The organism is Candidatus Nitrohelix vancouverensis, from assembly GCA_015698305.1.
GTDB classification, from domain to species: Bacteria; Nitrospinota; Nitrospinia; order Nitrospinales; family VA-1; genus Nitrohelix; species Nitrohelix vancouverensis.
In genome coordinates this window covers 1,472,166-1,496,528 of the sequence record CP048620.1, presented here as the reverse complement: position 1 = coordinate 1,496,528, position 24,363 = coordinate 1,472,166, and the positions used below count along the sequence as shown (strand labels likewise).

Genomic DNA, 24,363 nt, shown 5'->3' with positions numbered 1-24,363 from the left:
CTCTCTGCGGATGAAGTTTCAATACGCACAAAAAACCTTTAAATACTAATATTGAAAATGATTATCATAAATATAAAATCCGAACTATCGCAAAAACAGAGGATTAATTCAACCTCTTTCACGAAATTAATCAGCGAAAGTCCCCCCAAATAACTCGAATGAAAACGTTAAACCAATTTAAAATCAGTTATTTATTTAAATAAAAATTAACTCAAAACGAATATTTATTTCTTACCAGGCAGGGAGAGGGAGAATGAACAATAGATATTCAGAAGGTTAAACAGGATATAAATATAGAAAACTTTGATAATTATTATCAATATATATCACTGCAGTTACCCGCGATCTGACATTCGCGTGTCGCTCAGGAAAATAAGCGAAGGCAAAATGAACTTGAGGTCGCTACAAACCCGCGTGAACAATAACCCGTCTTACGAGTAATCCGGCTTATTTTCGGTTCTGTGAATCATGAGCAATGCCAAGGAGAGAACGAGGGGCATCGCCATCAGGAAGGGGCGGCCCCAGAGTGTGAAGCCGATGAACAGCGTGATTCCGCCAAGGATGAATCCGTTGTTCTCGTGAAAGAAAATCCGGTCGGCGCTTTTGAAGCGGTGAAACATCACGACAAAAAATCGACCCGCCCACAGACCGGCGAGCGCGACGCACACCGCCGCAATGGGAAGCGTTGCGGGAGAAAAGGGGAATTTCGACAGCAGGAAGGCTGAGACATAATAACCCGCTAAACCCAACGCGATACCCACACGCATGGTCAGGCGCGGTATCCATAATCCGGCGACGGTTCCCGCCATCCAGGCCAGGGTGATGAGCATATAGGTGCGGTAGGCCGATGAGACATTGATTTGCAATAGCATGAGGAAGCTGAATTGCAGATTTGAAAACAGCCATCCGGTGAGGAAGGCCGAGAGCGCGTTTTTAATCATCGTCGAAATACCTCCCCACGAAGCGTTCCCAGCCACGCCGTAAAACGAGATCCAGATTATCAATTTGCAAAGGCGTCGCTTCGGTCAAATATGCGGGGACCTCCTCGGGGCCGATCAGCGTCAGAGAGTCTTCGTCCTCAAAATCTTCCGTAAACGCCCGCACCTGCTTCAAGCTGAACGGCAATCGATCTGAGGCGTAGGCAAAACTGCGGTCGCCCTCTTCGCTGTCGACCACCATGATTTCCTTGAAGGCTTTCGCAAGCGCCGCCGTCACCCGCGCCGGAGTCCGATTGTTCTGCTGGAGCGGACCGCTCAGTTGCACGGCGATGACTCCGCTTTCGCTCAAGCGGCTACGCGCCAACTGGTAAAATTCCGCCGTGTGCAAAACCGCTTCCTGAACCGTCAATGGAGAGGGAATGTCCATGATGATGAGATCGTAAATCGTTTCGCTGGTCTTGAGGAAATGTTTGCCGTCGTCGATCTGCAAACTCCAGCGCTCCAGCCCTTCCAAAGATTCAGGCGGCGTGAAATAGCGTTGTCCGGCGAGCAGTACGCCCGAATCCAGTTCCACCGATTTCAGTTCTTTCGCGTGCGGGTAAACCTTCGTCACTGAAGACAACGTTCCGTTGCCGATGATGAGCGCCTTGTCGGGTTTTATCAAACTGGCGGGAACGGTGGCGATATAATAATTCAGGGTCTCAAGATCGCTGGAGTTGAGATTCAACAAGCCGTCCAGATAGAGATATTTGTTGCCGCCCGGTCGCTCCAGCACTTCCACCTTTTGATAAGGCGAGTTGATGGACATCAACATACGCGAATCGTCTTTGCCATGCTTGACCTCATACAGCATTTGCGAGCTTTGCAGATCGCGCGCCGGCAATTGAAACGAAGACCAGATCGCCAGGCCCACAAACAAGGCCGTGAACAATTTATCCTTCAAGGCGAGATACAGAACCACGCTCAACAATCCCCAATACACCATCAGCAGTTGATCCAGCGAACGATTCCAGCTCCAGCCCACAAGCGCGAAGCCGACAACGAAACCGACCAATTCGAAGGAATAAAACAACTTCAATCGTTGCAATGTATTTTCACCAGAACCCTCGCCATGAATCAACTGCGGCAGGAAGGCCGCAAAGGCGGAACTGAAAATCAAAGCGTAGGCGAACATGAAGGCCATGAAGGCGACGCCGTTATTGTCGGAAGAGCTGAGCCAGACCGCGCAGTAGCGATAAGAAAAAGGAAAGGTGAGATGGATGAAGATGGACGCCAGAAACAGCGCTTCAAAAACGGAGCGGGACAGACGCAGGGAGAGCAGGTATCCGAAAGACAGACCTGTAAAAAATGCCGCCGTCACCAAAACGATCACGACTTCTTCGCCATAAAGAATGGCGACAAAATCGCGGATCATGATGAATTGGGCGACGCTCAGGCAAGCGCCGATCAAAAACAATAACGCGCATTCACGACGCAAACTGGATGAGAAGAACCCCATCAAGTAACCATATTATAGGCGCAAATGCGCGTCAAGCTCTCAATCGGCAGACGCGAAATTAATAGCGTTATTTCACTTCAATCGCCGCGATTCAAAATCAAAACAAATTCACGCGGTCATACTGCAAACTTCTGAGGAAGACGACGCATCTCCATTATCGTTTTGCGCGGCGGCCTTGTCCTTGCCGTTGGCTTGCGGGTAACGATAGGTTTTGCCGTCGTAATTTTTCAGGATGACTTCATCATCGTTGAATTCGATGACCGAATCCGGGAGCAGGCGCACCTTGCCGCCGCCGCCGGGCGTGTCGATAACAAAAGCCGGAACCGCCATGCCGGAGGTATGCCCCTGCAAGTCGCGGATGATATCCAGCCCCTTTTCCACCATCGTGCGAAAGTGGTTCGTGCCCAGAGTCATGTCCGCCTGAAACAGATAATAAGGTTTCACGCGAATTCGCAAAAGCTTCTTGACCAGCTCGCGCATGGTCTCCGAATTATCGTTCACGTCTTTCAGCAAAACCGTCTGACTGCCCAGTGGAATCCCCGCATCGGCGAGCATGCCACAAGCCTTTTCGACTTCCGGCGTGATCTCCGCAGGGTGATTGAAATGAATATTGAAATAAAGAGGATGATATTTTTTTAGAATCTCGCAAAGTTCCGGGGTGACGCGCTGGGGCAGAGTGCCGGGAACGCGCGTTCCGATGCGAATGATCTCCAGATGCGGGATGGAACGCAACTCGGCGAGTATGCGATCCAGCTCTTTATCGGGGACCAGCAGAGGATCGCCGCCGGACATGATGACGTCGCGAATTTCCGTATGCTCCCGAATATATTCAATGCCCTGACGCAGAGTCTCGCGCGTGACGATTCCCGGAAAGCCAATCTTGCGCTTGCGCGTGCAGAAACGGCAAATGATCGGGCAATGGTTATTGATCATCAACAACACGCGGTCCGGGTAGCGATGCACCAGTTCCGGAGCCGGCATGTCGCCCTCTTCGTTGAGCGGGTCCGAAATCAACAGCTCTTCATCGTCCAGCATATCGTCCAACTCTTCGATCGTGGGAACCACTTGTTTCCACAAAGGATCGTCGGCGCTTTTTATTTGATCGAGAAAATAGGAATTGATGCGAATGGGGAAAACCTTCGACACTTCTTCCAGTTTCTCCCGGTATTCTTCCGATTCGGGAATGAAGGGTAAATCTTCGACTTTTACCACGCTACGGCTCAAAAGTTTTTGCCATTCTTCCATAAAAAAACCTTGTTTGGGTTTAATTTAAAAACAACTCGCAAGGAAACATCCTGCCCGTTCAGGCAGAGGGAGACTGCTTGGAGTAATTTCGCTTCAAATGATCGATTATTGCATACTCATCATCAAGAATCACATCTCCATCCACTAAAACTGGAACCGTCGTCTGTCCCGACACGTCAAAGACTTCTTTCCTTTGATTGTGAGGCCAGGGAACGTCGATTTTTTCGTACTCCAGATCCAGCTGGCTGAGCGTTTCTCGAACCATGGCGCAATAGCCGCAACCGTCAATATTATAAAGTCTGAGAATCATTCAATTCCTTTCAATACGAAAGCGGATCGCGCGGTTAATGTACAGCGCAGGGAACCATCACGGCGTCGGTCATGCCGTGAATTTTCTTTTTATCCCTGGGGCAAACCGTCGCCAGAATGCCGCCCAATCGCGCTTCTCCCTCTACAACAAAATAATAGGGCGTCAATCGAACCCGCCCGGCCATTTCCTTCATCGTTTCTGTCCGCCAGTCCCAAAACCTGCAGTTCACCTGACGACCCTTGTGAAATTCCTGAAGGATCGAGGGACGCGACTCAAAACGATCCTGAGCCTCGCGCAAGGCCCGGCTCCACTCCTCGCCAGACACGTCGTGTCCAATCACCACACCACGGCTTCCCCATGCATCGGGAGAAAACCCGGAGGGCTTGACCACCAGCTCGCGCTCTTTCTGCGTCAAAGTTTCCAGCGTTTTCCAATCCTGAACCGCCGATCCCTTGAAATTCAATCCTGGAATGACCGCTTGTGGGGGCAACTCGCAATTATCGAGTATCCAGGTTTTTGGAATTAGATGGGATAGAACGCTAAAAGTTTCGCTTCCGAGGCCTTTTTCCCAATACGATTCCAGAATAGGATGCGAAAACAAGGCAAAGGCCAGCTTTTCCTCCATGAACGGCCTGTAGGGAGGCGTCACCCGGACCCGGCCCTTTTTGAGACTGTATTGAATGAGTTCCGACTTCGGGATATTGGCGAGGTCAAACAATTCGTAGAAACGGTAGACCACATCCACCGCGATCTCCTGATCTTCGTCCACAATCCAGAGATTCTCCTCAGTGTACTTCAAATCCTTCGGATGCGTCACATATACCGGCAATCCTCTGGCCCGCAAACGTCTGCCCAGATCATCCATCTCAGGCCGATAATCCGCCGCCTCGTCGGAAACCACAACCGCAACGGTGCAACCTTTTTTCTTCGCCGACGATTCCAGCATCTCGTAAAACAAGCCCATAATGCCGCCAGCCTCCGCGCCAACAATGCGCGCGCCCGCTTCCGCATATAAATCCGATAAGTGCGAAGTGACTCCGAAACCGCCCGGCACCGAATCCAGCTCCGTGACCGCATACCCCTTTTCCGTGGGAATGACGTCAGGACGGATGATGCCCGGCAGATCGTTTCGAAAACGCTTCATCTGCGAAAATTTCAGCAGGTCCTGCGGCTTGCCCTGGTCCAGATAGCCCGCCACCCAGCCCGGCATTTTGCCATTGGCGCTGTCGGCGTACAATTTCCCGAGAACCTGATAGAATTTGAGAAGGTGTCCACCCAGATCATTAAAAAAACGCAGCTCCTCTTGCGTCAAATAATAAGGCTCCGGAGAGATTCTCCAATGATTCGCCGCCTCAGGGTCGGTCTCCGACTCGCCCGGGAGCGAATACAGGCCCGCCGAAACCAGAGCCTCCTGAATTTCGGTACAATTCTTTGCTGTAGGGATGTTCATTTATTTTTTGTAGTTCAAACGATTAAAAACGCAAGGGCATTGAAGACAGGCCTCAAACCACCCCAAGGTTCCAGATTATTCTCGCGGGTCAGCGGAAAAGCGGTTAGAATACCACAAAATTTAACGGAAACTATTCGACTTATGACAGAAGATTTCAAGGACGCCACGCCGGGCGGCGTCATTTCCATATTCCCCCTGCCCAACACAGTTTTTTATCCAGACATCATGCTCCCCCTGCATATTTTTGAGCCGCGATACCGCCAAATGACGGCCGACGCGCTCGGCAAAGACAGGCAGATCGGCATGGTTCTGCTGAAGCCCGGATTCGAAGCGGAATATTTCGATCGCCCCGCCATTCACAGCTTCGGTTGCGTCGGACATATTCAAGACTGCCACCAATTGCCCGACGGCAAATACAACTTCGCGCTCAAAGGTTTCAGTCGCTATAAAATCGTCCGCGAAATCGGCGATGCGCCCTACCGTCAAGCGGAAGTGCTTCTTTTAAAAGAAATCAACGACCGCGCGCTCGAAGGGCATAACGACCCCATCGCACAAGAACTGGCGGCGCGGCTGACAGCTTACTGCGAAAAGTTGACGCAGATCGCAAGAGAACCGAAAATCGCAGACATCCCGCAATGCGACCGGCTGAGCGTCTTTGTCGACCGCATGATCATGTCTCTCGACCTGACCCCGGAACAAAAACAAGGTTATCTTGAAGAACAGGACGTGATGAAACGCGCCGACACGCTCCTCGAAGAAATCAAACTCAAAACCGACCTGATCTCTCTATCGCACGCCTTGTCGAAAAAGAAAGTCGACCCGCGCATGAACTGAGTCGAAGCGTTCATCTTTAATTTAAAAACCGCTGATCTGAAAATCACAAACATTTCAATATCAGGTTCATGCCGGTGATCGGCTTGTCATTCTCCGTTCGGATCACCGTCTCCGCGCAAACTTCGATGTGAAACTGCAATTGCATCGCCAGCCTCTCGATGTACGGACGTGAATGCGCAAACCGCCCGGTCTTGCGCAACACATAATCCTGGCCTTCAACGCCTTCCAGCGTGAACAGAAAATAGGCCGACGGCAGGGCGCGCCGTCGCACCGCTTCGAACAAAGCGGAGAGGTCGCCCAAATACGCCAGAACATCCGCCGCCAGAAACAAATCGAAGCTCTCTTCCGTTCCTTGCAGATAGTCCAGAATCTCTCCCACTGCAAGTTCCTGATAAATCCCCTTCGCCTTTGCCAGCGCCACCATGCGCGATGAAAGATCGACGCCGGTCAGACGATCCGCAATCGATCGAAACGCTGCGCCGGACAGGCCTGTGCCGCAACCCAGATCGAGCGCGTTGGCAAAGCGTTTGTCTGCCGACACTAATTTGGAAAGCTCTTCCCGCAATTCTCTCGGAGAATCGTATTTCAAATCGTTGACCAGCCGGTCTTCAAAATCCGTCGCCGCCTTGTCGAACAAGGTCGCGACGTAACGGTCTGGAGCCTTGTTCGCATTTTCTCCTTTGAGCGAATGCAACATATGCTGTGCGGACTCGCTGTCGGGATCGAGGGTTACAGCGGTTTCATACTCCGACAAGGCCTTGTCCCATTGACCCAGCGAATAATAAACATTGCCAAGATTATTGTGCGCCTTGGTCATATCCGGGCGATAGTCAATCGCCGTCTCGTACGCCTCGCCCGCCCATTGCAGGTTGCCCGCCGCCTCGTAGGCGTTGCCAAGATTGAAATACGCATCCCCAAAATCCGGACGCAAGCCGATCGCCTTCTGATAGGAATCGATCGCGCGCTCCAGATTCCCCAATTCCCGATAGGCGATGCCGCGATTGTTCAAGGCCATGTAATAGGAAGGATTTAGATTCAACGCCGCATCATAACTCTCAATGGCGAGCACAGGATCTTTTTGAACGAAATAAATATTGCCGAGATTGAAATGATAATCCGCATCCTCGGCGTTGACCCGAATCGCATTCCGGTAAGCCTCGGCGGCCTCATTCAGATTCTGCCTTCGCTCATGCGCCAGCCCCAGATTGAACCAGGCCGCGTCCATATTCGAATTCAGAGACAGAGCGATACGATAAGACGCGATCGCCTCATCGCCTCGATTCAGATCATCCAGAACCCGCCCCAGATTGTAATGCGCTTCCGGGAACTGCGGATTCACTTCAAGCGCCTGTCGGATCAAAGATTCCGCTCGCTCACAATGGCCCTGTCGATGTTCGAGGACGCCCAGAATGTGAAGCGCATCGAAATCCGCAGGCGTCATCGCCAACGCCTGTTCGAACAATTCAATCGCAGATTTCACGTCGCCGCTTTGCAGAACTTCCATCGCCGACTGCATGATTTGCTGAGAATCTGTCATGGGCATTCAGTCCGGGCGATACGTTGCGTTGTATAACGGCGGCATTGCCAGACAATCAATCCAAACCAATAGACAATGCTGAGAGGAGCATAGACAAGGAACAACAAATCCAGGCGGTCCGCCAACGCGAACACCACCAGAACCATGTTGCAGGTGCATACGCAGAGCGGGCTTACCAGGGTCATGAAGCGTTTGTCCTGATACCAGTCCGGGTCGCCTTCCTGAGCGCCGACGCGGCTTCTCACAACACGATCCAGCCACAAGATCGATTTGTCCTGCCAGCCGTAAAAAAAGACATGCATGCGTTGCAAAAAAAGAATGAACGGAGACGCTCCCGCTTCAACTGCACGAATATCCGCTTTTGTCACGCTTTCATCCACGCGATTCTTGCGGTACGAACCGGAGATCGAGGTGTACTGCACCAGATAAAAAACGAAGTAGGAACATTGTAGAAGACAGGACACAAGAGCGAATGCGCCCAGCGCCAGCCATTCCCATTGTCCGGTCGAGTCATAAAGTCGCCAGGCGGCGGCCAGATATACCAGTACAGAAGACAGAAAATCGGTCAGGGAGTCGAAAAACCTTCCGAGCCGCGTTTCCTCTTTGCGAGCGCGGGCGAGGTTGCCGTCGACATTGTCAAAAAAAATTTTTCCGTAGAGCAGGGCCCCAGCCCATAACAAAGCGTTCGGATCGTCCCAAAGGAAACAGGCCGCAGACGCCAGGCCCAGGACCAGAGTGAGACCGGTGATCTGATTCGCCGTGACCGGCGCGCGGTAGAGAATACGCACCACCCAGACATTCCAGAAATACCAGAGGTCGTTGACGTCGAAGAAGCGATCCTCCGGCGGTAACTTGTTCATTGAGTTGGGATCAAACGGCGCTTGATTCACTTTCACCCTCGGCGTCCTAAAGGGGCCTGAAAAAACTAAAACACGCTGGCGCGCGACGCAAACGCCTGACAGGCGTATTGCGCAGTTCAATTTATTGTAACCGATTCAATAAGGAATGCCGGACCGAATGGAAGCGCGACGGATGCCAACGCCTGCTTCTTTGCGGAAGGTCGACAACCGCTCAGGAACTCAGCAAATCCCGCAGATTTTGCAGACAGCGGTATCGCAGACAGGGGTTCTTGCGGCCTTCAAACCTCTCTGGTAATCCTCCCAGAGAAAGGAGTTGCGATAACCATGATCGACAATGTCCCAACACAAGGCGTCGTTCGCCTCGAATTGCCGATAGGCGAAATGATCCGCCAGAGGGCGATAACGTTTCAACGCCTCTTTCTCATTGTGCCCATTATCGAGGTATTCCAAAAAGAAATCGGTGAGTCGGCGATCACCGCGAGACAGACTCGTTTGCAGATAGGCTTCGTTAGGCGATCCAAAACTCAGCTTCAAATGCGGCAGACGCGAGAATACTTTGCGCAAGCGCATGAATTTTTTCTTAAGGCTCGCCGCGTGTTCCATCGGATGCCACTGAAAGGGCGTGCCCGGCTTGGGAACCAGCGGACTCAAGCTCACCGTCACCTGACCGATCTTTTTCTTTTTCCGCGCTTCATCAACATAAGCCGCCATGATGCGCTCAACCAGCGCAATGAACTGATCGAGGTCTTCGTCGGTTTCGCCAGGCAATCCAATGATGGAATAGATTTTTAGATGCAGTAAGCCCTTTTGCGTGAGGAAGCGGCATTTCTCAACGATGAAGTCATCCGTTGCCGCCTTGTTGATCACGTCGCGCATTCGCTCGGACGGGCCGTCGACCGCGACGGTGAGCGTTTTTTGTCCGCTCTGTAATATCAGGTCGACCAACTCATCGGTCAGCGTCTCCATGCGCAAGGAGGAAAACGAAAGCGTTTTGCCCGCATCGGTGATGCGTTTCGCCAGCCCCATCAAATCCGGGTGATCCGTCACCGAAGGGCCGATCAGACCCACTGTCTGGGTTTCCACGCCCGACTTCGCCAGCGAGGCTTCCAGACTGTCGTAAGTGCGTTGCAAATCCGGCTCTCGCGGCGGACGATAAATGAATCCTGCCGTACAAAAGCGACAGGCCCAGATACACCCTCGCGTGGCTTCCAGCAAGGCCATTCCATTGAAGGTCGACGCTCCGTCGTGAACGACCGAGTGGGAACACAAATCTTCCTGCTTCGGCGTCCAGTAACGCGCCACCCGTTTGGGCGCTCCGTCATCGACCTCAAAACCGGAAAACTCAAAGTCGTTATAAATCGGACGATATAAAGCCGGGATATACACGCCGGGAATCGACGCGGTCTTGGGTAAAATCTCTTTCAGGGAAATTCCCTGCGCCGCCTTCAGTTCCGCAAAAAAAGTCTCGGCAAGATTCTCCGCCTCGCCGACCAGAAAGGCGTCCATACACTCCGCCAAAGGTTCCGGGTTGATGAAGATTGCAGAGCCGCCGGCAATGACCAGTGGAGCGTCCGCCCCCCGCTCTTCGCGCCGCAAGGGCAGGCCGAAGTATTTCAGAATCGTCGCAACATGCAGGTAATCCGGTTCAAACGAAACGGAAAACGCAAGCACGTCGAAATCCGAAACCGGGCGGCCCAGTTCGTGCGAAACCAAAGCGTCTTTATTCAGAGATTGCGTTTCAGGAACCCAACCCAAGGGCAGGCTGTAACGATCGCATTCAACATCTTCAATAGAATTCAACAACGCATAGACGCGCTGAAATCCCAGATTGTCCAAAGCAACGTCGGACGTATTGGGATAAACCAGGAGAACCTTCAACATAAAACCTTTATAATGGGAATAGTATTTTTCAAACCGGTCGCCCGGCGATGGAATCGAATTCCATATGATACTCTAAAACGCAGTTTCAAACCACTGATTGCCCCCATATGACGTCAAATATTAATAACGACCCCACAGCGCGCATGAAGTCTTATATTGAAAGAATCGCCGCTGGCCCGAAAATGAGCAAGAACCTGACGGAACAGGAAGCCGAGGACGCTTTGAGCCTGATCCTGAATCAATCCGTCTCTGAAACGCGCGCCGCCGTTTTCCTGATCGCCGCGCGCATGAAGCTGGAAACGCTCGAAGAAAATATCGGCTACTGGCGCGCTTTGCACGCGACCTGCGAAAACGTTTCCGTTCCCTTGCCGCGTTTACTGCAAATCGCCGATCCTTTTGACGGCGTCACGCGCTGGCCCTATTTCGGTTTTTACGCGATCCCGCTCATCGCCGCGCTCGGACTTCCGGTCTACGGTCATTCCTCCGCGCCCGCCGCGCCCAAATTCGGCGTGACCTTTGAAGAATTGCTGATCGGACATTATCAGATTCCCGCATCTCCTGTAGAGGCCGCACGCGACCGCCGCCTGGCGGCTCTCGAACAGTTCCAGTTCAGCTATCTCTCCTTACGACACACCCACCCTCTGTTGGACCGTATGGCCTCGCTTCGCTCGGAAATCGTCAAACGCACAACGCTTTCGACGCTGGAAAAACTGTTGATCCCGCTGAAGGCGGAAGAGAATTTCCTCGCCTCCACCTATTTCCACAAGGGATATGAAGTTCCGATGACCGCCATCGCGGCGCTCGCCGGCTTCGACACAACCGTCATCGGCAATGGGATGGAAGGCACCTCTCTCTATGGAGTGCACAAACCGGCGCGTTTGTTTCGCGCTGTGGGGCAGAATCCGGCGGAAGAAATTCTTTTTGATGCGGGAAAAACCTTTGCCCCGGAAACTGCAAAAAAGATCGCCTCTGCTTGCGCCGAAATTAAAAATCTGCCCGCGACCGCACCCGCGATTGTTCAATTCGGAGAGGAAGCGCTGGAATCCGGATCGGGACCAGCCGCTCCGCTGATCGCCTGCCAGGCGGCGGCCTTATCCGTCTTGTTCAATCAATTCGACGACTACCAGAAGGCATACGATGCCTGCATGGACCGACTGAAAGACGGTGGCGTCTTTGAATCGCTACAAGGCTATCTGCAATTTCTCAAAAACGAATGATCAGGGCGAGGTCGTCGTTTTGAGTAGAGGCTTCAAATGCGCCATCACCGTTTCAGCGACGATCTTGTAACCCTCTCCGGTGGGATGAATGCCGTCGTCTTGCGTCAACTCCCGGCGCGCCGCGACGTTTTCCAGAAAAAACGGAATGAGCGGCAATTCGTGTTTTTTAGCGAGTCGATGAAAGGTTTGTTCAAATCCAGTCGTGTACTCTTCGCCATAATTCGGAGGAATCTTCATGGCCGCCAGCAGAACTTGCGCATTGGCTTCGTTGCAACGTTGAATGATTCCATCAAGATTGGAGCGCATGGCGTCCAGCGGAAGTCCGCGCAAGCCATCGTTCGCTCCCAGTTCCAGAATCACGATGCTCGGCTTCAGACGCAGCGACCAGTTGATGCGACGCAATCCGCCCGCCGTGGTGTCTCCGCTGACGCCGCCGTTGACGACGCGGTATTCATAACCCGCCGCGTCCAGCATGACCTGTAGCCGGGCCGGATAATTTTCTTCCGGCGGCGTGCCATAGCCCGCCGTCAAACTGTCTCCGAATGCAAGAATCACCGGGCGCTCCTCCATCGGCGTCGCCCAAACCGAGGCGCTCTGCATAAAAAAAGCGAGGAAAAAAAACACCGGAAATTTAATCCAGATTTTGCGACAATAGATACCATATACAATCCTATTCATAACGATTCATTCAATCCGAAACTTAACGAGATCAATCATTGATTAAAATAAATAACTTATCCAAATCCCTCATGGCGGGAGGGACCCAGGTCAACATTCTCAAATCCATCAACCTGCACGTGCCAAAAGGTCAATTCACCGCCATCACCGGAGCGTCCGGAAGCGGCAAAACCACCTTACTCGGTCTGATCGCCGGACTCGACCTTCCCTCATCCGGCGAGATTCTCATCGACGGGCAGGATATCACGAAATTAAATGAAGATGAACTCGCCGTCCTGCGCGGTCAGCGTTTCGGATTCATTTTCCAGAATTTCAATCTGATCCCCACGCTCACCGCATTGGAAAACGTTTCTCTCGCCGCAGAACTCGGCGGGAATGCGCACACAAACGGATCGGCGAAAGAACTTCTCGAAACCGTGGGCCTTGGGCACCGCATCCTGCACTACCCGGCGCAGTTGTCTGGCGGCGAACAGCAACGCCTGTCTCTGGCGCGCGCCTTCATCAACGAGCCGGATATTGTGTTGGCGGACGAGCCGACGGGGAATCTCGATTCAAAAAACGGCCAGCATATTCTCGAATTGATTCAGGAATTGCATCAAACCCGGCAAGCCACCATTCTCATCGTCACCCATGAGGCGCATGTCGCCGAACGCACGCAACGCATCCTCAAGATGGCTGATGGGCAAATCATCGAAGACGTCCTGACGGACCCGCAACGCAACGCCGCCTCATGACATACGGAACCTTACCCCTCAGGCAGTTGTTCCGCCTGGCTTTGGCGGAATGTCGCGGCGCCTCAGCGCGTCTGTCGTTTTTCATTCTGTGCATCGCCATCGGCGTGGGCGCCGTTACCGTGATAAACTCCTTCACCCTGACGCTTCAAAACTCTATCCAAAACGAATCGAAGGGTTTGCTCGCCGCCGACATCGAGATCAAAAGCAGTTGGGCGATGAGCGCGAAAGACGAGCAAATTCTTCGCAAAGAACTTGGGCCGGAAGCGGAATTTCTCTCGATCAAGGAATTGCACGCCATGGCGCGCTTTCCCGATCCCGCGAAACCTGGGGAGAACGGTTCCATTCTCACCGAACTGAAAGCGGTTCCAACCGAAGCGCCCTATTACCCGCTTTATGGAGAGTTTGAAGCAAAACCCGGAAAAGCGCTCGAAGTCCTGCTTGAAGATTCCGGCGCTGTGGTCGAAACTTCCTTTTTGGCCCGCACCCACCTGAAAGCCGGCGACACCTTCGACCTTGGCAAATCCCGCGTGACCATTCGCGGCATCGTAATCTCCGAACCCGACCGCCTGTCGCGGGCCTTCAGTATCGGGCCGCGCCTGTTCGTTTCCCTGAAAACCCTGGATGCCTCGGAATTGATCCAGCCGGGCAGTCGCGTCCGCCACAAAACCCTTGTTCGTCTGGCCGACTCCAGCGATCCGGAAATCGTCGCATTCAATATCGAACACAAATTATCTGACAAGGCCGCTTCAACGCGAACCTACAAAGATCGCAAATCCAATCTCGCCCAATCCATCGACCGCATCGGTCGTTATCTCGGCTCCATCGCCGTGGTCGCATTGCTGATGGGCGGCATTGGCGTGGCGATGATCGTTCGCGTCTTCATGGCCCAGAAACTCGATTCGGCGGCGATCATGAAATGTCTGGGGGCGCGCTCTCGAACCATCTGGAATATTTATTTATTGCAGGCGCTCGGCCTTGGCCTGCTCGGCTCGATCCTGGGCGCTGCGGCGGGTTACGGCTTTCAATTCCTGCTTCCCGCCAAACTCGCCGGACTGCTCGCTATTGAAGTGAAACCCGAATTTTATTGGGAACCGACTTTCCGCGCCATCATCCTTGGACTGGGAACGACTCTGCTCTTCTGCGCCTGGCCCCTGCTGTGCGCCTCGCGCGTGAAACCGCTCCGCTTGTTCCGACGCGGATTCGACGACGAACATCAACCCAACATTGGGCGCAGGGAACGCATCGCCGCAGGCTTCGCTTTCACCGCGGGCTTGATTGCTTTGTCTATCTGGCAAGCGGGCTCCGTAAAAAATGCGGCGGTTTTTCTCGCCGCAATCCTGGTCGCTATTTTGCTGTCGATGGGTTCCGCCTTCCTCGTCGTCCGTCTGCTCAAAAAATATTCATGGACGGGAACCGTCAGCGGTCAATACGGGCTGGCCAATCTGCACCGCCCCAACAATCAGACTCTGCCGATCGTCGCCTGTCTGGGAATGGGCGTCATGCTCCTGCTGACGGTGCGTTTGACGCAAATGGACATGATGGCGATGCTTTCCTCCAACACGGAAAATTCGCCGCCCAATTATTTCTTCATCGACATCCAGTCCGACCAGACCGAGCAGTTCACCCAGGCGCTTGATTCCGTCGCTCCGGAGGCGGAACGTAGTTTGACGCCGCTAGTTCGATCCAAATTCTACTCAGCCAACGGAGTGAAGGCGCAGGATTGGAAGTTCGACAACCCTGCGGCAGAGGAATGGTTCATCAACCGCGAGTTCGTGCTGACTCATATGTCCGACGCACCGCCGCCGGACAATGAAATCATCAAGGGGAAATGGTGGGGCAAGGAAGGCGCCTCGACGCCGCAGGTCTCATTGGAAGAAGACGCCGCGAGACGATTGAATATCGACGTCGGCGCGACTTTAACGATGGAGATTCAGGGCGTGCAGATTGAAGCTCCTGTGACCAATATTCGCAAGGTCAACTGGCGCAACATGCGCACTAATTTTTACATGATCTATTCGCCCTCCGCGCTTGAAGGAGCGCCGCTCACCTTCGTCGCCACCGCCCACGTTCCTGAAGACAAGGAGATGGAAGTGCAACGCGCCGTCGTGAACAGCTTGCCCAACGTGACCGCCCTGAGCTCGCGCGATATCGTTAAAACGGTGCAGAACATCACTGAAAAACTGTCTGCTCTGGTCGATTTCATGTCGGGGTTCAGCATCCTTTCCGGTTTGATCATTCTCTCCGGCTCCATCGCGTCGACCAAATACCGACGCATGCAGGAATCTGCGATCCTGAAAATTCTGGGCGCCCGACGTTTTGCGGTCGCGCGAATTCTTGGAGTGGAATACGCTCTCCTCGGATTACTCGCGGGAATGATCGGAGCCGGGCTGTCCGCCTTGCTCTCCTGGGGCGTCATGGAATATCTGGTCAAAGCCCCCTGGCATTTTTATCCTTCCGTCACCTTCTCGGCGATTTTCCTGACCGCCGTAGCCGCCGCTGTGACCGGCATCGTGAGCAGTCTCGACTCGCTCAACGGAAAGCCCGGCAAAACCCTGCGCGAAGCGACTTGAACGGGCTTATAATATCGCTTGGCATGGATAGAATTTCGGAGTATATAGAGGATAATACTGACCCTCGCGGGAGGAATCTGGATGACAGGGTTCTTATCTTCTTCAGTAAGGTTTTTCACATTAGCCGCGCTACTGCTCTGCGCAACGCAGACTTCCCCGGCGCGCGCGGCAGGCATTGACGATATCGGCCCCAGGCCCGAATACCAGGCCCCGGCATGGGTCGCTCCTCCCAAACCAGAATCACCCAAACATTATCGAGACAACGGCGACGGGACTCTGACGGATTTGGACACCGGCCTCATGTGGGCGCAGGAAGACAGCTACGCCGACCTCAAGCGTTGTCTGAACTTTCATCAATCCGTGGATTATATTGAGAATCTGGAAGTGGCGGGCTATGACGACTGGCGACTGCCCACCCTGCAGGAACTGGCTTCGATCTACGACAACACCCAGGAAAATGCCATCAGCCTCGATCACAGCGAGGAAAATCCTTTAGCCCTGGACAACCGCTTCGCCGACGGGGCGGCTTACTGGTACTGGTCGGCCAATTTCAAAAACACGAAGATGAGCGATTGTTGCGGCAGGACCTTGTATTTCGTGAACGGCATGTCGCACATTCGCCGCTTTTCCTTTTGCCAGAACGGCGGCGTGCGCGGCGTAAGAGATGCTAATGACTAGAAATCATTCCCCGCGCATATTGGTACGGTGGCGAATGATCTCTCCCTCCGCCAGATAAATCACGTCTTCCGCCACGTTCGTGGCATGGTCGGCAATGCGCTCCAGATAGCGCGACGCGGACAAAATATGAATGTAACCGCTGATGCGTTCAGGGTTCCGGCGCATCGCCTCTTCCATCTGCACGTACATTTCCCGATTCAAATCATCCACCTCGTCGTCCTTGGCGCAAACGTTACGCGCCATCAGCGCGTCGGCGTTGACGAAAGCGTTCAAACTTTCCTTCAACATTTCTTTCACCTTGTCCGCCATCAAGTGAATTTCCTGAGGGATGGGCAGGTCTTCCTTCGAGGCCAGAAAAACGGCGCGTTCCGCGACGTTGGAAGACAGGTCTCCGACTCTCTCCAGATCCTGATTGATCTTTAATATGGAAACGATGAATCTCAAATCATTGGCGACGGGTTGATACAAGGCGAGAATTTTCAGACATTCCTCTTCCACCTCAACTTCCATCTGGTCGATTTCCGTATCCGATTCAATGACCTTCATCGCCAGTTCCGTCTGCCGCTCCACGAGAGACTTGACGGAGTTCTGGACGTTCTCTTCAACCTTGGTGCCGAGAGACAGGATCAGATCTTTTAAACGAGTGATTTCTCTTTCGAGATGCAACGGGTGCCTAGCCATGGATTCAATCCTTATCCAAACCGACCGGTGATATAATCTTCTGTTTTCTTCTCTTTGGGTTTTCTAAAAATAAGCTCTGTGTCGTCAAACTCGATCAATTCTCCCATGAACAGGAAGCCTGTGTAATCTGCAATCCGGGCCGCCTGTTGCATGTTGTGCGTCACGATGATGATGGTGTACTGAGATTTCAACTCAACGATCAACTCTTCAATTCGCGCCGTAGCGATCGGGTCAAGAGCGGAACAGGGTTCGTCCATCAACAACACTTCAGGTTCCACCGCGATCGCCCGGGCGATGCACAAGCGCTGTTGCTGACCGCCAGACAATTGCAAGGCGCTTTCATGTACGCGATCCTTCACCTCATCCCAAAGCGCCACGCGCTTGAGACTGTTTTCGACAATTTCCTCCAGTTCATTCTTATTGCTCAAACCGTGAATGCGCGGGCCGTAAGCAACGTTTTCAAAAATCGACTTGGGGAAAGGATTGAATTTCTGAAACACCATTCCAACGCTCTTGCGCAAATCGCTGACGTCCATACTCGGCGAATACACATTCAAGCCGCCGATATTGATTTCGCCCTCCAGCCGGGTGTTGTCCACCAAATCGTTCATGCGATTCAAACAGCGAAGCAAAGTCGACTTTCCGCAACCGGAAGGACCGATGAAGGCCGTCACTTTATTCTTGGGGATGATCATCTCGATTTCGTTGAGGGCCTGCTTGGAACCGTAATAAAACGAAACGCGATTGATGTGCACCGCGACTTCCTGCTTTAAAGACTGGGCCTTCTTTTCTTCTTGTTTATCTTTGGTCGAAAAGCTCATTTGATTTTTCATGATTTTATTTTCAATGGTTATCATACCGCACTTATCTCCAATTTTCTTCTCAAACGTTTGCGCAACCAGATGGCGGAGAGGTTCAGACACAATATGATCATGATCAACAGCAATGTGGTGGCGAACACCATGGGTCGTGCGGCATCCACGTTTGGCGACTGAAAACCAACGTCAAAAATATGAAAGCCAAGGTGCATGAACTTTCTGTCAAGATGCAAGAACGGCCAGAATCCGTCGACGGGCAGGGAGGGAGCCAATTTAACGACCCCGGTTATCATTAAGGGAGCGACTTCGCCTGCGGCGCGGGCCATCGCCAAAATCAAACCGGTCAAAATTGAAGGCATCACTGCAGGTAAAACCACGCGCCAGGACGTCTCCCATTTCGTCGCGCCCAGGGCCAGAGACGCTTCGCGCACCCCGCGAGAAACCGAAGCCAGCCCTTCTTCCGTTGAAACGATCACCACAGGAACCGTCAGCAAAGCCATCGTCAACGAAGCCCAGAGAATGCCGCCGGTGCCAAAAGTGGGAGCGGGCAAGGCGTCCTCATAGAAAAACCGGTCGATACCGCCGCCAACGAAGTAGATGAAAAAACCCACTCCAAACACGCCAAATACAATGGAAGGAACACCCGCCAGATTGTTCACGGCGATCCGTATCATGCTCACAAACAGCCCCGGCTTGGCGTATTCTCTCAAATAAAATCCAGCAAGAACGCCAAGCGGCGCGGCGATCAGACTCATTAGCAAAACCATCATGACCGTGCCGAAAATGGCAGGGAACACGCCGCCTTCCGTATTCGACTCGCGCGGGTCTTCGTAAAGAAATCGAGCGAACTTGTCGATGAAAAATCCAAGCTTGTCAAAAAATCCAAAGGTATTTGGAAGATGAATCTTGATTATTTTTTCAAGCGCGACGGAGGTTGTGGCCCCTGAGGCCGTTTTAACGATCACATCCCCCTTCATTCTGGATCGCAACTCCGCGAGTTGTTTCTCCAGCCCTTTGTACTCGCTGTTCAGTTCCGCAATCGCCTGCTCCACTTCGGCGATCTCGCCCGCGTCCGCGTTGTCTCTTTTGAGACGGTTCAAGCGAATGCGGTTTTTTTCGAGATAGTAATTGATCTTTCCGACGTCGTCTTTAGATACCTTATCCAATTCCGCCACCAAATCGTTCATCCCCGGCAAACGGCTTTTAATGGCTGACAAGGTATTTTCAAATCCTTCGGCGATCACCTTTCCGTCTTCTTTATAGGCTTCCAGAAAACCATAGAGATCGCCCCATTCCCTGCGCTCAAGAGCAACGGCATTGAGCTCCAGCGTGGTTGACTTGATTTTATCGTCGTCCATCCAGATATAGTCCGAGTTGTCCAGATCGCGGTTGCCTCGTTTGATCTGCGTACGAAAGCGGTCTGCGTCGGTCTTTGAATGGTTGGGAATGATTTCCTTCATGGTGACGGAACCCAGTTCGGCTCGTCCGCCTTCAAGCGCAAAACTGTGCAAAGGCGACGGCCAGAATGCCGAGACCCCGTTCACCAATAAATTCAACAAAAGAGCGACGACAAGAAACAAGGCAAAGGCCAGACACACGCCTGTGAGCCAGATAAAGAGATCGCCTGTTTTCCAGATACTTTTTTTCATAAGGCTTTGAATTTTTGTCTCAGTTTCAGTCGAACCAGTTCGGCTACGGTATTCGTCGCAAAGGTAATGATGAACAAGAGAAACGCCATCAGGAAGAGGACTCGGTAGAGCGACCCCCCTTCAGGCGCCTCGGGTAATTCCACGGCGATATTGGCGGACATTGCGCGAAATCCATTGAACACGCTCCAGTCCATGATAGGCGTGTTGCCGGTCGCCATCAGCACGATCATGGTCTCGCCAACGGCTCTTCCAAACCCAATCATCACGGCGGAGAATATTCCGGGCAGGGCGACGGGTAAAATGACTTTCACCGCTGTCTGCCAGGGCGTCGCGCCCAGCGCCAGCGAACCGGCCCTCAGATGAAACGGTACATTGGACAATGAATCCTCGGCGATCGTGAAGATCAAGGGCACAATGGCAAAACCCATCGCAATGCCGACGACAAGCGCATTTCTCTGGTCGTAATTGATTTGAAACAATTCAAGCAACCAGTATCTGAAATCACCATCCATGAGTCCCTGCTCCATTTGCCCGCCGATATAAATCGAACCAACGGCTCCGAGGAGCACCAGAGGAAAAAGGAGTATCATTTCCATTCCCGGCTTGAGACCGCAACGCTGACCCAGTTTCCAGCGCCGTTCGCTCCACCATCCCAAAAATGCAAACAACATCGCCAATAATGGGAACAGAACAAAACCAACAAAATATTTTTCGAGAAGCGGCGCGACGATCAACGCCCCGACAAAGCCCAATGCAACCGTCGGAAGGGTCGCCATCAATTCAACAGCCGGTTTGGTGATCTCGTTCAAACGCGGATGCATGAACTGGGATGAATAGAACGCCGCAAGCAATGCCAAAGGCAGAGCAAAAACCATCGCGTAAAAAGTTCCTTTCATCGTGCCAAAAATCAGGGGCATCAAACTGTATTTGGATTCGAAATCATCGCTCCCGCCGGTCGACTGCCAAATGTACTTGGGTTCGTCGTGCCCTTCGTACCAGATCTTGCCAAACAGGCCTTTCAAAGAAATGGAAGGGTGCGGGTTGTCGACGTCCCAGTGATAAAAATCGCCTTTCGTATCCAACGCCAGCAAGGCGTTGTTCTTGGGCGACAATGCAAGCTGGGTGAAATAGACGCCTTTTGAGCCGTCGATGGAAAACTGGGTTTCTCCCGTTGTGCCGTAACGGTATTCAATACTCCCATCTTCGGAAGCTGTGAAAAATCCCTTGTCGCGCAGGGAGATTGTCATGGCGCGCGGGGGCGACTGATTTTTATCGAATTCGTAGATATGCTTCAATTTTCCGGCGGGATGGTCTTTATCGAGATGGTAGGATTTGATTCGCCCTTCGGTGTCGCCTACGATCAAGGTGTAGCCGCCGTTTAAAAAATTCAGGAAGGAAACGCCCACGCCGGAATTCGCCGTCGCGCCGACGACAAAGATTGCATTTTTCGGGTCTTCGCTGTTGATGTTGACTTTCAGAATTTGACCGGAAGAGGTTCCAACCAACACGCTGTTACCGGATACGTCCACCGCCAGAGCCGTTATCTCGCCTTGTACAGGAAGATTCCAATGGGCTTGCTTGACTTTTCTTTTCACGCCACCCATCAAAGAACGTTTCACTTTAATCTGCGCCGTGGAAATCTCGTTACCGCCCGTGCCGGCGGCGATCGTCGTTTGAGCCTCCCGTTTGGAAAATCCAACGACGGTGATCGGCTGTCCCGTCTCGCTCATCACCAGAGCGTCCCCTTCATCCAGGCGCGGCTGAACCGTTTTCTGATCCTCCCCATAGACCACATCAAATGCCATTGTCACGGGTAGAACGCTTCCATTGGACAGACCCAGCGCCGCCGCGCCATTGGGCGAGTGCGCGGCTCCAGTGATTGTCGCTCCCTGCAATTGATTTAATGGAATCGCGTCGGCCGGATGCCAGTCGGGGAGATTGAAAAACTGAATGCCTTCGCTTCCAATAACGTAAGCGACTTTCTGATATTCATCCACTCCGAGTCCATAGGTCGGCTCTTGCACCGCGCCCGCTTTCTTCTCTTTGAGCTCTACCGTGGGGTCTTGAAACAAAGGAAGCGCTTCGATGACGATGACCAGCAGGATGGCAAGGATCGAAAAGATGATGATCGTCCCGCCAAGCGTGACCACTCCCGATGCGATCTTGTCGGCAAGGCGTCGTTTCAGCTTCGCCTTGGAAAGAGTGGTATCAAAAATGGAAGAGGCCGGACGACTCGCTTGCGCGGTCGCCTCGGCCGAACTATCTGATGAAGGTGTTTTGGACATCCTAGTTAACGGGAGCCGACCCTGACAATAGCGCCAGATCTTCGGCGGCTACATTCGCCGGGATTGGGTAATAACCGCCTTTTGCCACAACCTTTTGCCCTTCTTTAGACAAAACCATTTTAAAGAACTCAAGCGTCAGCGGGTTGAGGGGTTTGCCGGGCGCTTTGTTGACGTACACATAAAGAAAACGCGCCAGAGGATAATCGCCCGTCAGAGAATTTTCAGGCGTCGCTTCGACATAATCCGTACCGGATTCTGCGAGAGGGAGCGCGCGCACATTGGACGTTTGATAACCGATTCCGCTGTAACCCAGCGCATATCGATCCACGCTCACGCCTTGCACAACAGAAGCAGAACCGGGTTGCTCTTTCACTTCATTCTTGTAATCGCCTTTTTTCAATACGTATTTCTTGAAGTAACCGTAGGTTCCCGAAGCCGAGTTGCGACCAAACAGACTCACCTTGCGTCCCGCCCAGTCGCCGGTCATGCCCAGATCGCCCCAGGTCGTCACTTCTTTATAACCTTGACGACGGGTGCTGGAAAACGCCGAATCCACCTGCGCCATGTTCAAGCCTTTGATCGGGTTATCTTTATTAACGAAGACGGCAAGCGCATCAACCGCAACGCGAATTTCCATCGGCTTGTAACCGAAACGCGCTTCGAATTCATCCACTTCCGTATTTTTCATTCTTCGGGACATCGGTCCTAATTGAGATACCGCAGAAATCAACGCTGGGGGAGCCGTGGAGGAGCCTTTGCCTTCGACCTGGATATTGACGTTGGGATAAAACTCGCCAAATTTCTCGCTCCAGAAGGTCATCAGATTGTTCAAGGTGTCCGAACCCACGCTGTTCAAGTTGCCGCTGACTCCCTGAACCTTCGCGTAGCTTGGCAATTTGGGGTCCACTTCAATCGCGTTGGAGCTTGCAGGAAAGCTCGTCGCCATCCACATCGAAACCGCCACCACGCTGAATACTTTAAATTTTGCTTTCATTGATTTATTTCTCCTGTTGATTAAAAAGATAACCTTCGTTTGTTAGGATTTGATTAGGACATGATAATTATTTAACTGAGATGAAGGGTTGGGGCCCCCTCGACGCAAGGACTAAAGCCTTGCACGAGGGACTCTTGGAGGAGAGCGCTTAACCCCTTCAGCCCAAAAAACATCGCCATCAAACCTATAAAAACCAATGTTTTCAATGACCTTAGAATTTCAAGACCAGATCAACATGGGTCAATTCGTGTTTCTCAGCCGCTCCGGATTCTTCATCCGTAAAGAACTGGCTGACAGAAAGAACAACGCCTTTGTACAAACCCACTTTAACTCCCAGTTCCACGCCTTCTGAGTTCACGCCGCCGCCATGAAAATCAGAATCGTTCCAGGCTGAGAACACGGCATCGGCTTCGGTCACTCGATAGAGGGCCTTGGCCTCCCAATCGCCAAAATCCCTGGCTTTGCCAATTTTCACGCCCGCTTCCCATGCCTGATCGTTGTTAACGCCATCTGCGGTGTTGGTGGCATTGCCGTAGATAAAGGTCGTCGGTTTGCCCATCACATCGGTCTTGAATTGCGCCGCAACTTCAAAAATATTGAAGTCAAAGGAGTAAACGCCGCCAGCGATGGTATTTCTTCGACCTGCGCCCGCGTTGTTGGTCACTGCAGAGCCTTGCAGGTTAGCGAAGTCGTAGTAGCTCAGCGCCAGAACCAATTTGCCGGCAGAAACCTTATGCTCCAATTGCCCCTGATACGCGATCATGAAAACATCGCTATCCAGAGAATCGCCTGTTTCTTCCACGACATACTGTCCGAGAGCCATGCTCATTGTGGTGTCGCCTGCTTTGTGAGTGTATTTCTCAGAGAATCCTTCGAGGCTAAGGTCGCTGTCGAAGATCATTTCAGACTTGAGGTAGGGAACGCCGAACTTACCCGCGATCAATTCAAATTGCCCCGGAGTCCATTTTGCGAATGCGCGGTCGAGATCAAAATCCTTGGTGCCCGCCGTGTTGTCCAGCGTGATGTTCGTGGAAGTTGGATTATTGATACCGCCTCCCGCGAGTCTAAAACCCACATCCAGATTCTCGGCGAGATGAAAATCTCCGCCAATACGAAAGCGGATTCGCAATCGCGTTCGATCACCGGTGGTATTTGCATTCTGAAGATCCGCATTGATATTTTCCATTCTCATGCGGAAATCGCCGTTGAAAGAAAATCGATCCAGAATACTCAACTTTTCAGAATTAGCGCCGATTCGTTCTTCCATCGCCATGACCCGCAACTCCTCGCTTGTCAATGCAGACGAGGTTGCGGGAATCAGACAGGCCGCCGCCAAGGTCAAACAGGCCAGAGGTTTTAACAACTTGTTCTTCGTTTTTTCCATTTTCTCTCCTTAGATTTATAGCGTGCTTCAACAATATCAATGCGCATTGGACCGCAAGGGTCAACGCGCCTGAATGCGCTTTTGTGTTCCAACGAGAGCAGAATAGAAAACAAACATTTGCC

General features: G+C 52.4%; 20 protein-coding genes. 5 read left to right on the top strand and 15 right to left on the bottom strand.

Features of this window, described 5'->3' with window-relative positions:
* Nucleotides 1–431 precede the first annotated feature (431 nt).
* The 5 genes from G3M78_07055 to G3M78_07035 all read right to left on the bottom strand — a co-directional run bounded on the left by G3M78_07055 (nt 432) and on the right by G3M78_07035 (nt 5,441).
* Nucleotides 432–941, bottom strand: a complete 510-nt coding sequence (locus G3M78_07055; GenBank protein ID QPJ65159.1) for a hypothetical protein — start codon at nt 939–941, stop codon at nt 432–434.
* Nucleotides 934–2,352: a hypothetical protein gene (locus tag G3M78_07050; GenBank protein QPJ65158.1), complete on the bottom strand. Its 1,419-nt coding sequence runs from the start codon at nt 2,350–2,352 to the stop codon at nt 934–936. Before G3M78_07050 ends, G3M78_07055 begins: the two co-directional genes overlap by 8 nt.
* A gap of 192 nt (nt 2,353–2,544) precedes the next feature.
* The gene (locus G3M78_07045) at nt 2,545–3,681 is read right to left on the bottom strand and encodes a KamA family radical SAM protein (protein QPJ65157.1); all 1,137 of its coding nucleotides are present in this window, start codon (nt 3,679–3,681) and stop codon (nt 2,545–2,547) included.
* A gap of 58 nt (nt 3,682–3,739) precedes the next feature.
* Nucleotides 3,740–3,991, bottom strand: coding sequence for a glutaredoxin (locus G3M78_07040; GenBank protein ID QPJ65156.1), 252 nt, complete (start codon nt 3,989–3,991; stop codon nt 3,740–3,742).
* A gap of 34 nt (nt 3,992–4,025) precedes the next feature.
* Entirely contained in the window at nt 4,026–5,441 is a 1,416-nt protein-coding gene (locus tag G3M78_07035; protein ID QPJ65155.1) for a hypothetical protein, read from the bottom strand.
* A 141-nt stretch (nt 5,442–5,582) separates the two neighbouring features.
* On the opposite strand from G3M78_07035, the gene G3M78_07030 reads away from it, so the two are divergent.
* Nucleotides 5,583–6,275: an LON peptidase substrate-binding domain-containing protein gene (locus tag G3M78_07030; protein ID QPJ65154.1), complete on the top strand. Its 693-nt coding sequence runs from the start codon at nt 5,583–5,585 to the stop codon at nt 6,273–6,275.
* Nucleotides 6,276–6,318: 43 nt separating this feature from the next.
* Here the strand turns inward: G3M78_07030 and G3M78_07025 are convergent, their stop codons facing one another.
* From G3M78_07025 to G3M78_07015, 3 genes are all read right to left on the bottom strand, one after another.
* Nucleotides 6,319–7,812 (bottom strand): tetratricopeptide repeat protein, encoded by a 1,494-nt coding sequence (locus tag G3M78_07025; GenBank protein QPJ65153.1) that lies wholly within the window; start codon nt 7,810–7,812, stop codon nt 6,319–6,321.
* Nucleotides 7,809–8,672, bottom strand: a complete 864-nt coding sequence (locus tag G3M78_07020) for a CDP-alcohol phosphatidyltransferase family protein (protein ID QPJ65152.1) — start codon at nt 8,670–8,672, stop codon at nt 7,809–7,811. Before G3M78_07020 ends, G3M78_07025 begins: the two co-directional genes overlap by 4 nt.
* Before the next feature lie 219 nt (nt 8,673–8,891).
* Nucleotides 8,892–10,553: a radical SAM protein gene (locus G3M78_07015; GenBank protein QPJ65151.1), complete on the bottom strand. Its 1,662-nt coding sequence runs from the start codon at nt 10,551–10,553 to the stop codon at nt 8,892–8,894.
* 107 nt (nt 10,554–10,660) lie between these two features.
* On the opposite strand from G3M78_07015, the gene G3M78_07010 reads away from it, so the two are divergent.
* Nucleotides 10,661–11,770: a hypothetical protein gene (locus G3M78_07010; GenBank protein ID QPJ65150.1), complete on the top strand. Its 1,110-nt coding sequence runs from the start codon at nt 10,661–10,663 to the stop codon at nt 11,768–11,770.
* On the opposite strand, the gene G3M78_07005 is transcribed toward G3M78_07010, so the two are convergent.
* Nucleotides 11,771–12,340, bottom strand: coding sequence for an arylesterase (locus G3M78_07005; protein ID QPJ66795.1), 570 nt, complete (start codon nt 12,338–12,340; stop codon nt 11,771–11,773).
* Between the two features lie 146 nt (nt 12,341–12,486).
* Here G3M78_07005 and G3M78_07000 point away from each other — a divergent pair, with 146 nt between their 5' ends.
* The 3 genes from G3M78_07000 to G3M78_06990 all read left to right on the top strand — a co-directional run bounded on the left by G3M78_07000 (nt 12,487) and on the right by G3M78_06990 (nt 16,430).
* Nucleotides 12,487–13,182 carry an ABC transporter ATP-binding protein gene (locus G3M78_07000; protein ID QPJ65149.1) on the top strand — a complete coding sequence of 232 codons (696 nt, stop codon included), beginning with the start codon at nt 12,487–12,489 and terminating at the stop codon, nt 13,180–13,182.
* Nucleotides 13,179–15,752 (top strand): FtsX-like permease family protein, encoded by a 2,574-nt coding sequence (locus G3M78_06995; GenBank protein ID QPJ65148.1) that lies wholly within the window; start codon nt 13,179–13,181, stop codon nt 15,750–15,752. Before G3M78_07000 ends, G3M78_06995 begins: the two co-directional genes overlap by 4 nt.
* 81 nt (nt 15,753–15,833) lie before the next feature.
* Nucleotides 15,834–16,430: a DUF1566 domain-containing protein gene (locus tag G3M78_06990; GenBank protein ID QPJ65147.1), complete on the top strand. Its 597-nt coding sequence runs from the start codon at nt 15,834–15,836 to the stop codon at nt 16,428–16,430.
* Between the two features lie 3 nt (nt 16,431–16,433).
* Here the strand turns inward: G3M78_06990 and phoU are convergent, their stop codons facing one another.
* From phoU to G3M78_06960, 6 genes are all read right to left on the bottom strand, one after another.
* Entirely contained in the window at nt 16,434–17,111 is a 678-nt protein-coding gene (gene phoU / locus G3M78_06985; GenBank protein QPJ65146.1) for a phosphate signaling complex protein PhoU, read from the bottom strand.
* An 11-nt stretch (nt 17,112–17,122) separates the two neighbouring features.
* Nucleotides 17,123–17,968 carry a phosphate ABC transporter ATP-binding protein gene (locus G3M78_06980; GenBank protein QPJ65145.1) on the bottom strand — a complete coding sequence of 282 codons (846 nt, stop codon included), beginning with the start codon at nt 17,966–17,968 and terminating at the stop codon, nt 17,123–17,125.
* Nucleotides 17,965–19,578: a phosphate ABC transporter permease PstA gene (pstA, locus tag G3M78_06975; protein QPJ65144.1), complete on the bottom strand. Its 1,614-nt coding sequence runs from the start codon at nt 19,576–19,578 to the stop codon at nt 17,965–17,967. The genes G3M78_06980 and pstA overlap by 4 nt, the downstream gene beginning before the upstream one ends.
* Nucleotides 19,575–21,863, bottom strand: coding sequence for an ABC transporter permease subunit (locus G3M78_06970; GenBank protein ID QPJ65143.1), 2,289 nt, complete (start codon nt 21,861–21,863; stop codon nt 19,575–19,577). Before G3M78_06970 ends, pstA begins: the two co-directional genes overlap by 4 nt.
* A 1-nt stretch (nt 21,864) precedes the next feature.
* A complete protein-coding gene (locus G3M78_06965) occupies nt 21,865–22,857 on the bottom strand; it encodes a PstS family phosphate ABC transporter substrate-binding protein (GenBank protein ID QPJ65142.1) in 993 nt (330 codons plus the stop codon).
* Nucleotides 22,858–23,068: 211 nt separating this feature from the next.
* Nucleotides 23,069–24,241, bottom strand: a complete 1,173-nt coding sequence (locus G3M78_06960) for a hypothetical protein (protein QPJ65141.1) — start codon at nt 24,239–24,241, stop codon at nt 23,069–23,071.
* Nucleotides 24,242–24,363 lie beyond the last annotated feature (122 nt).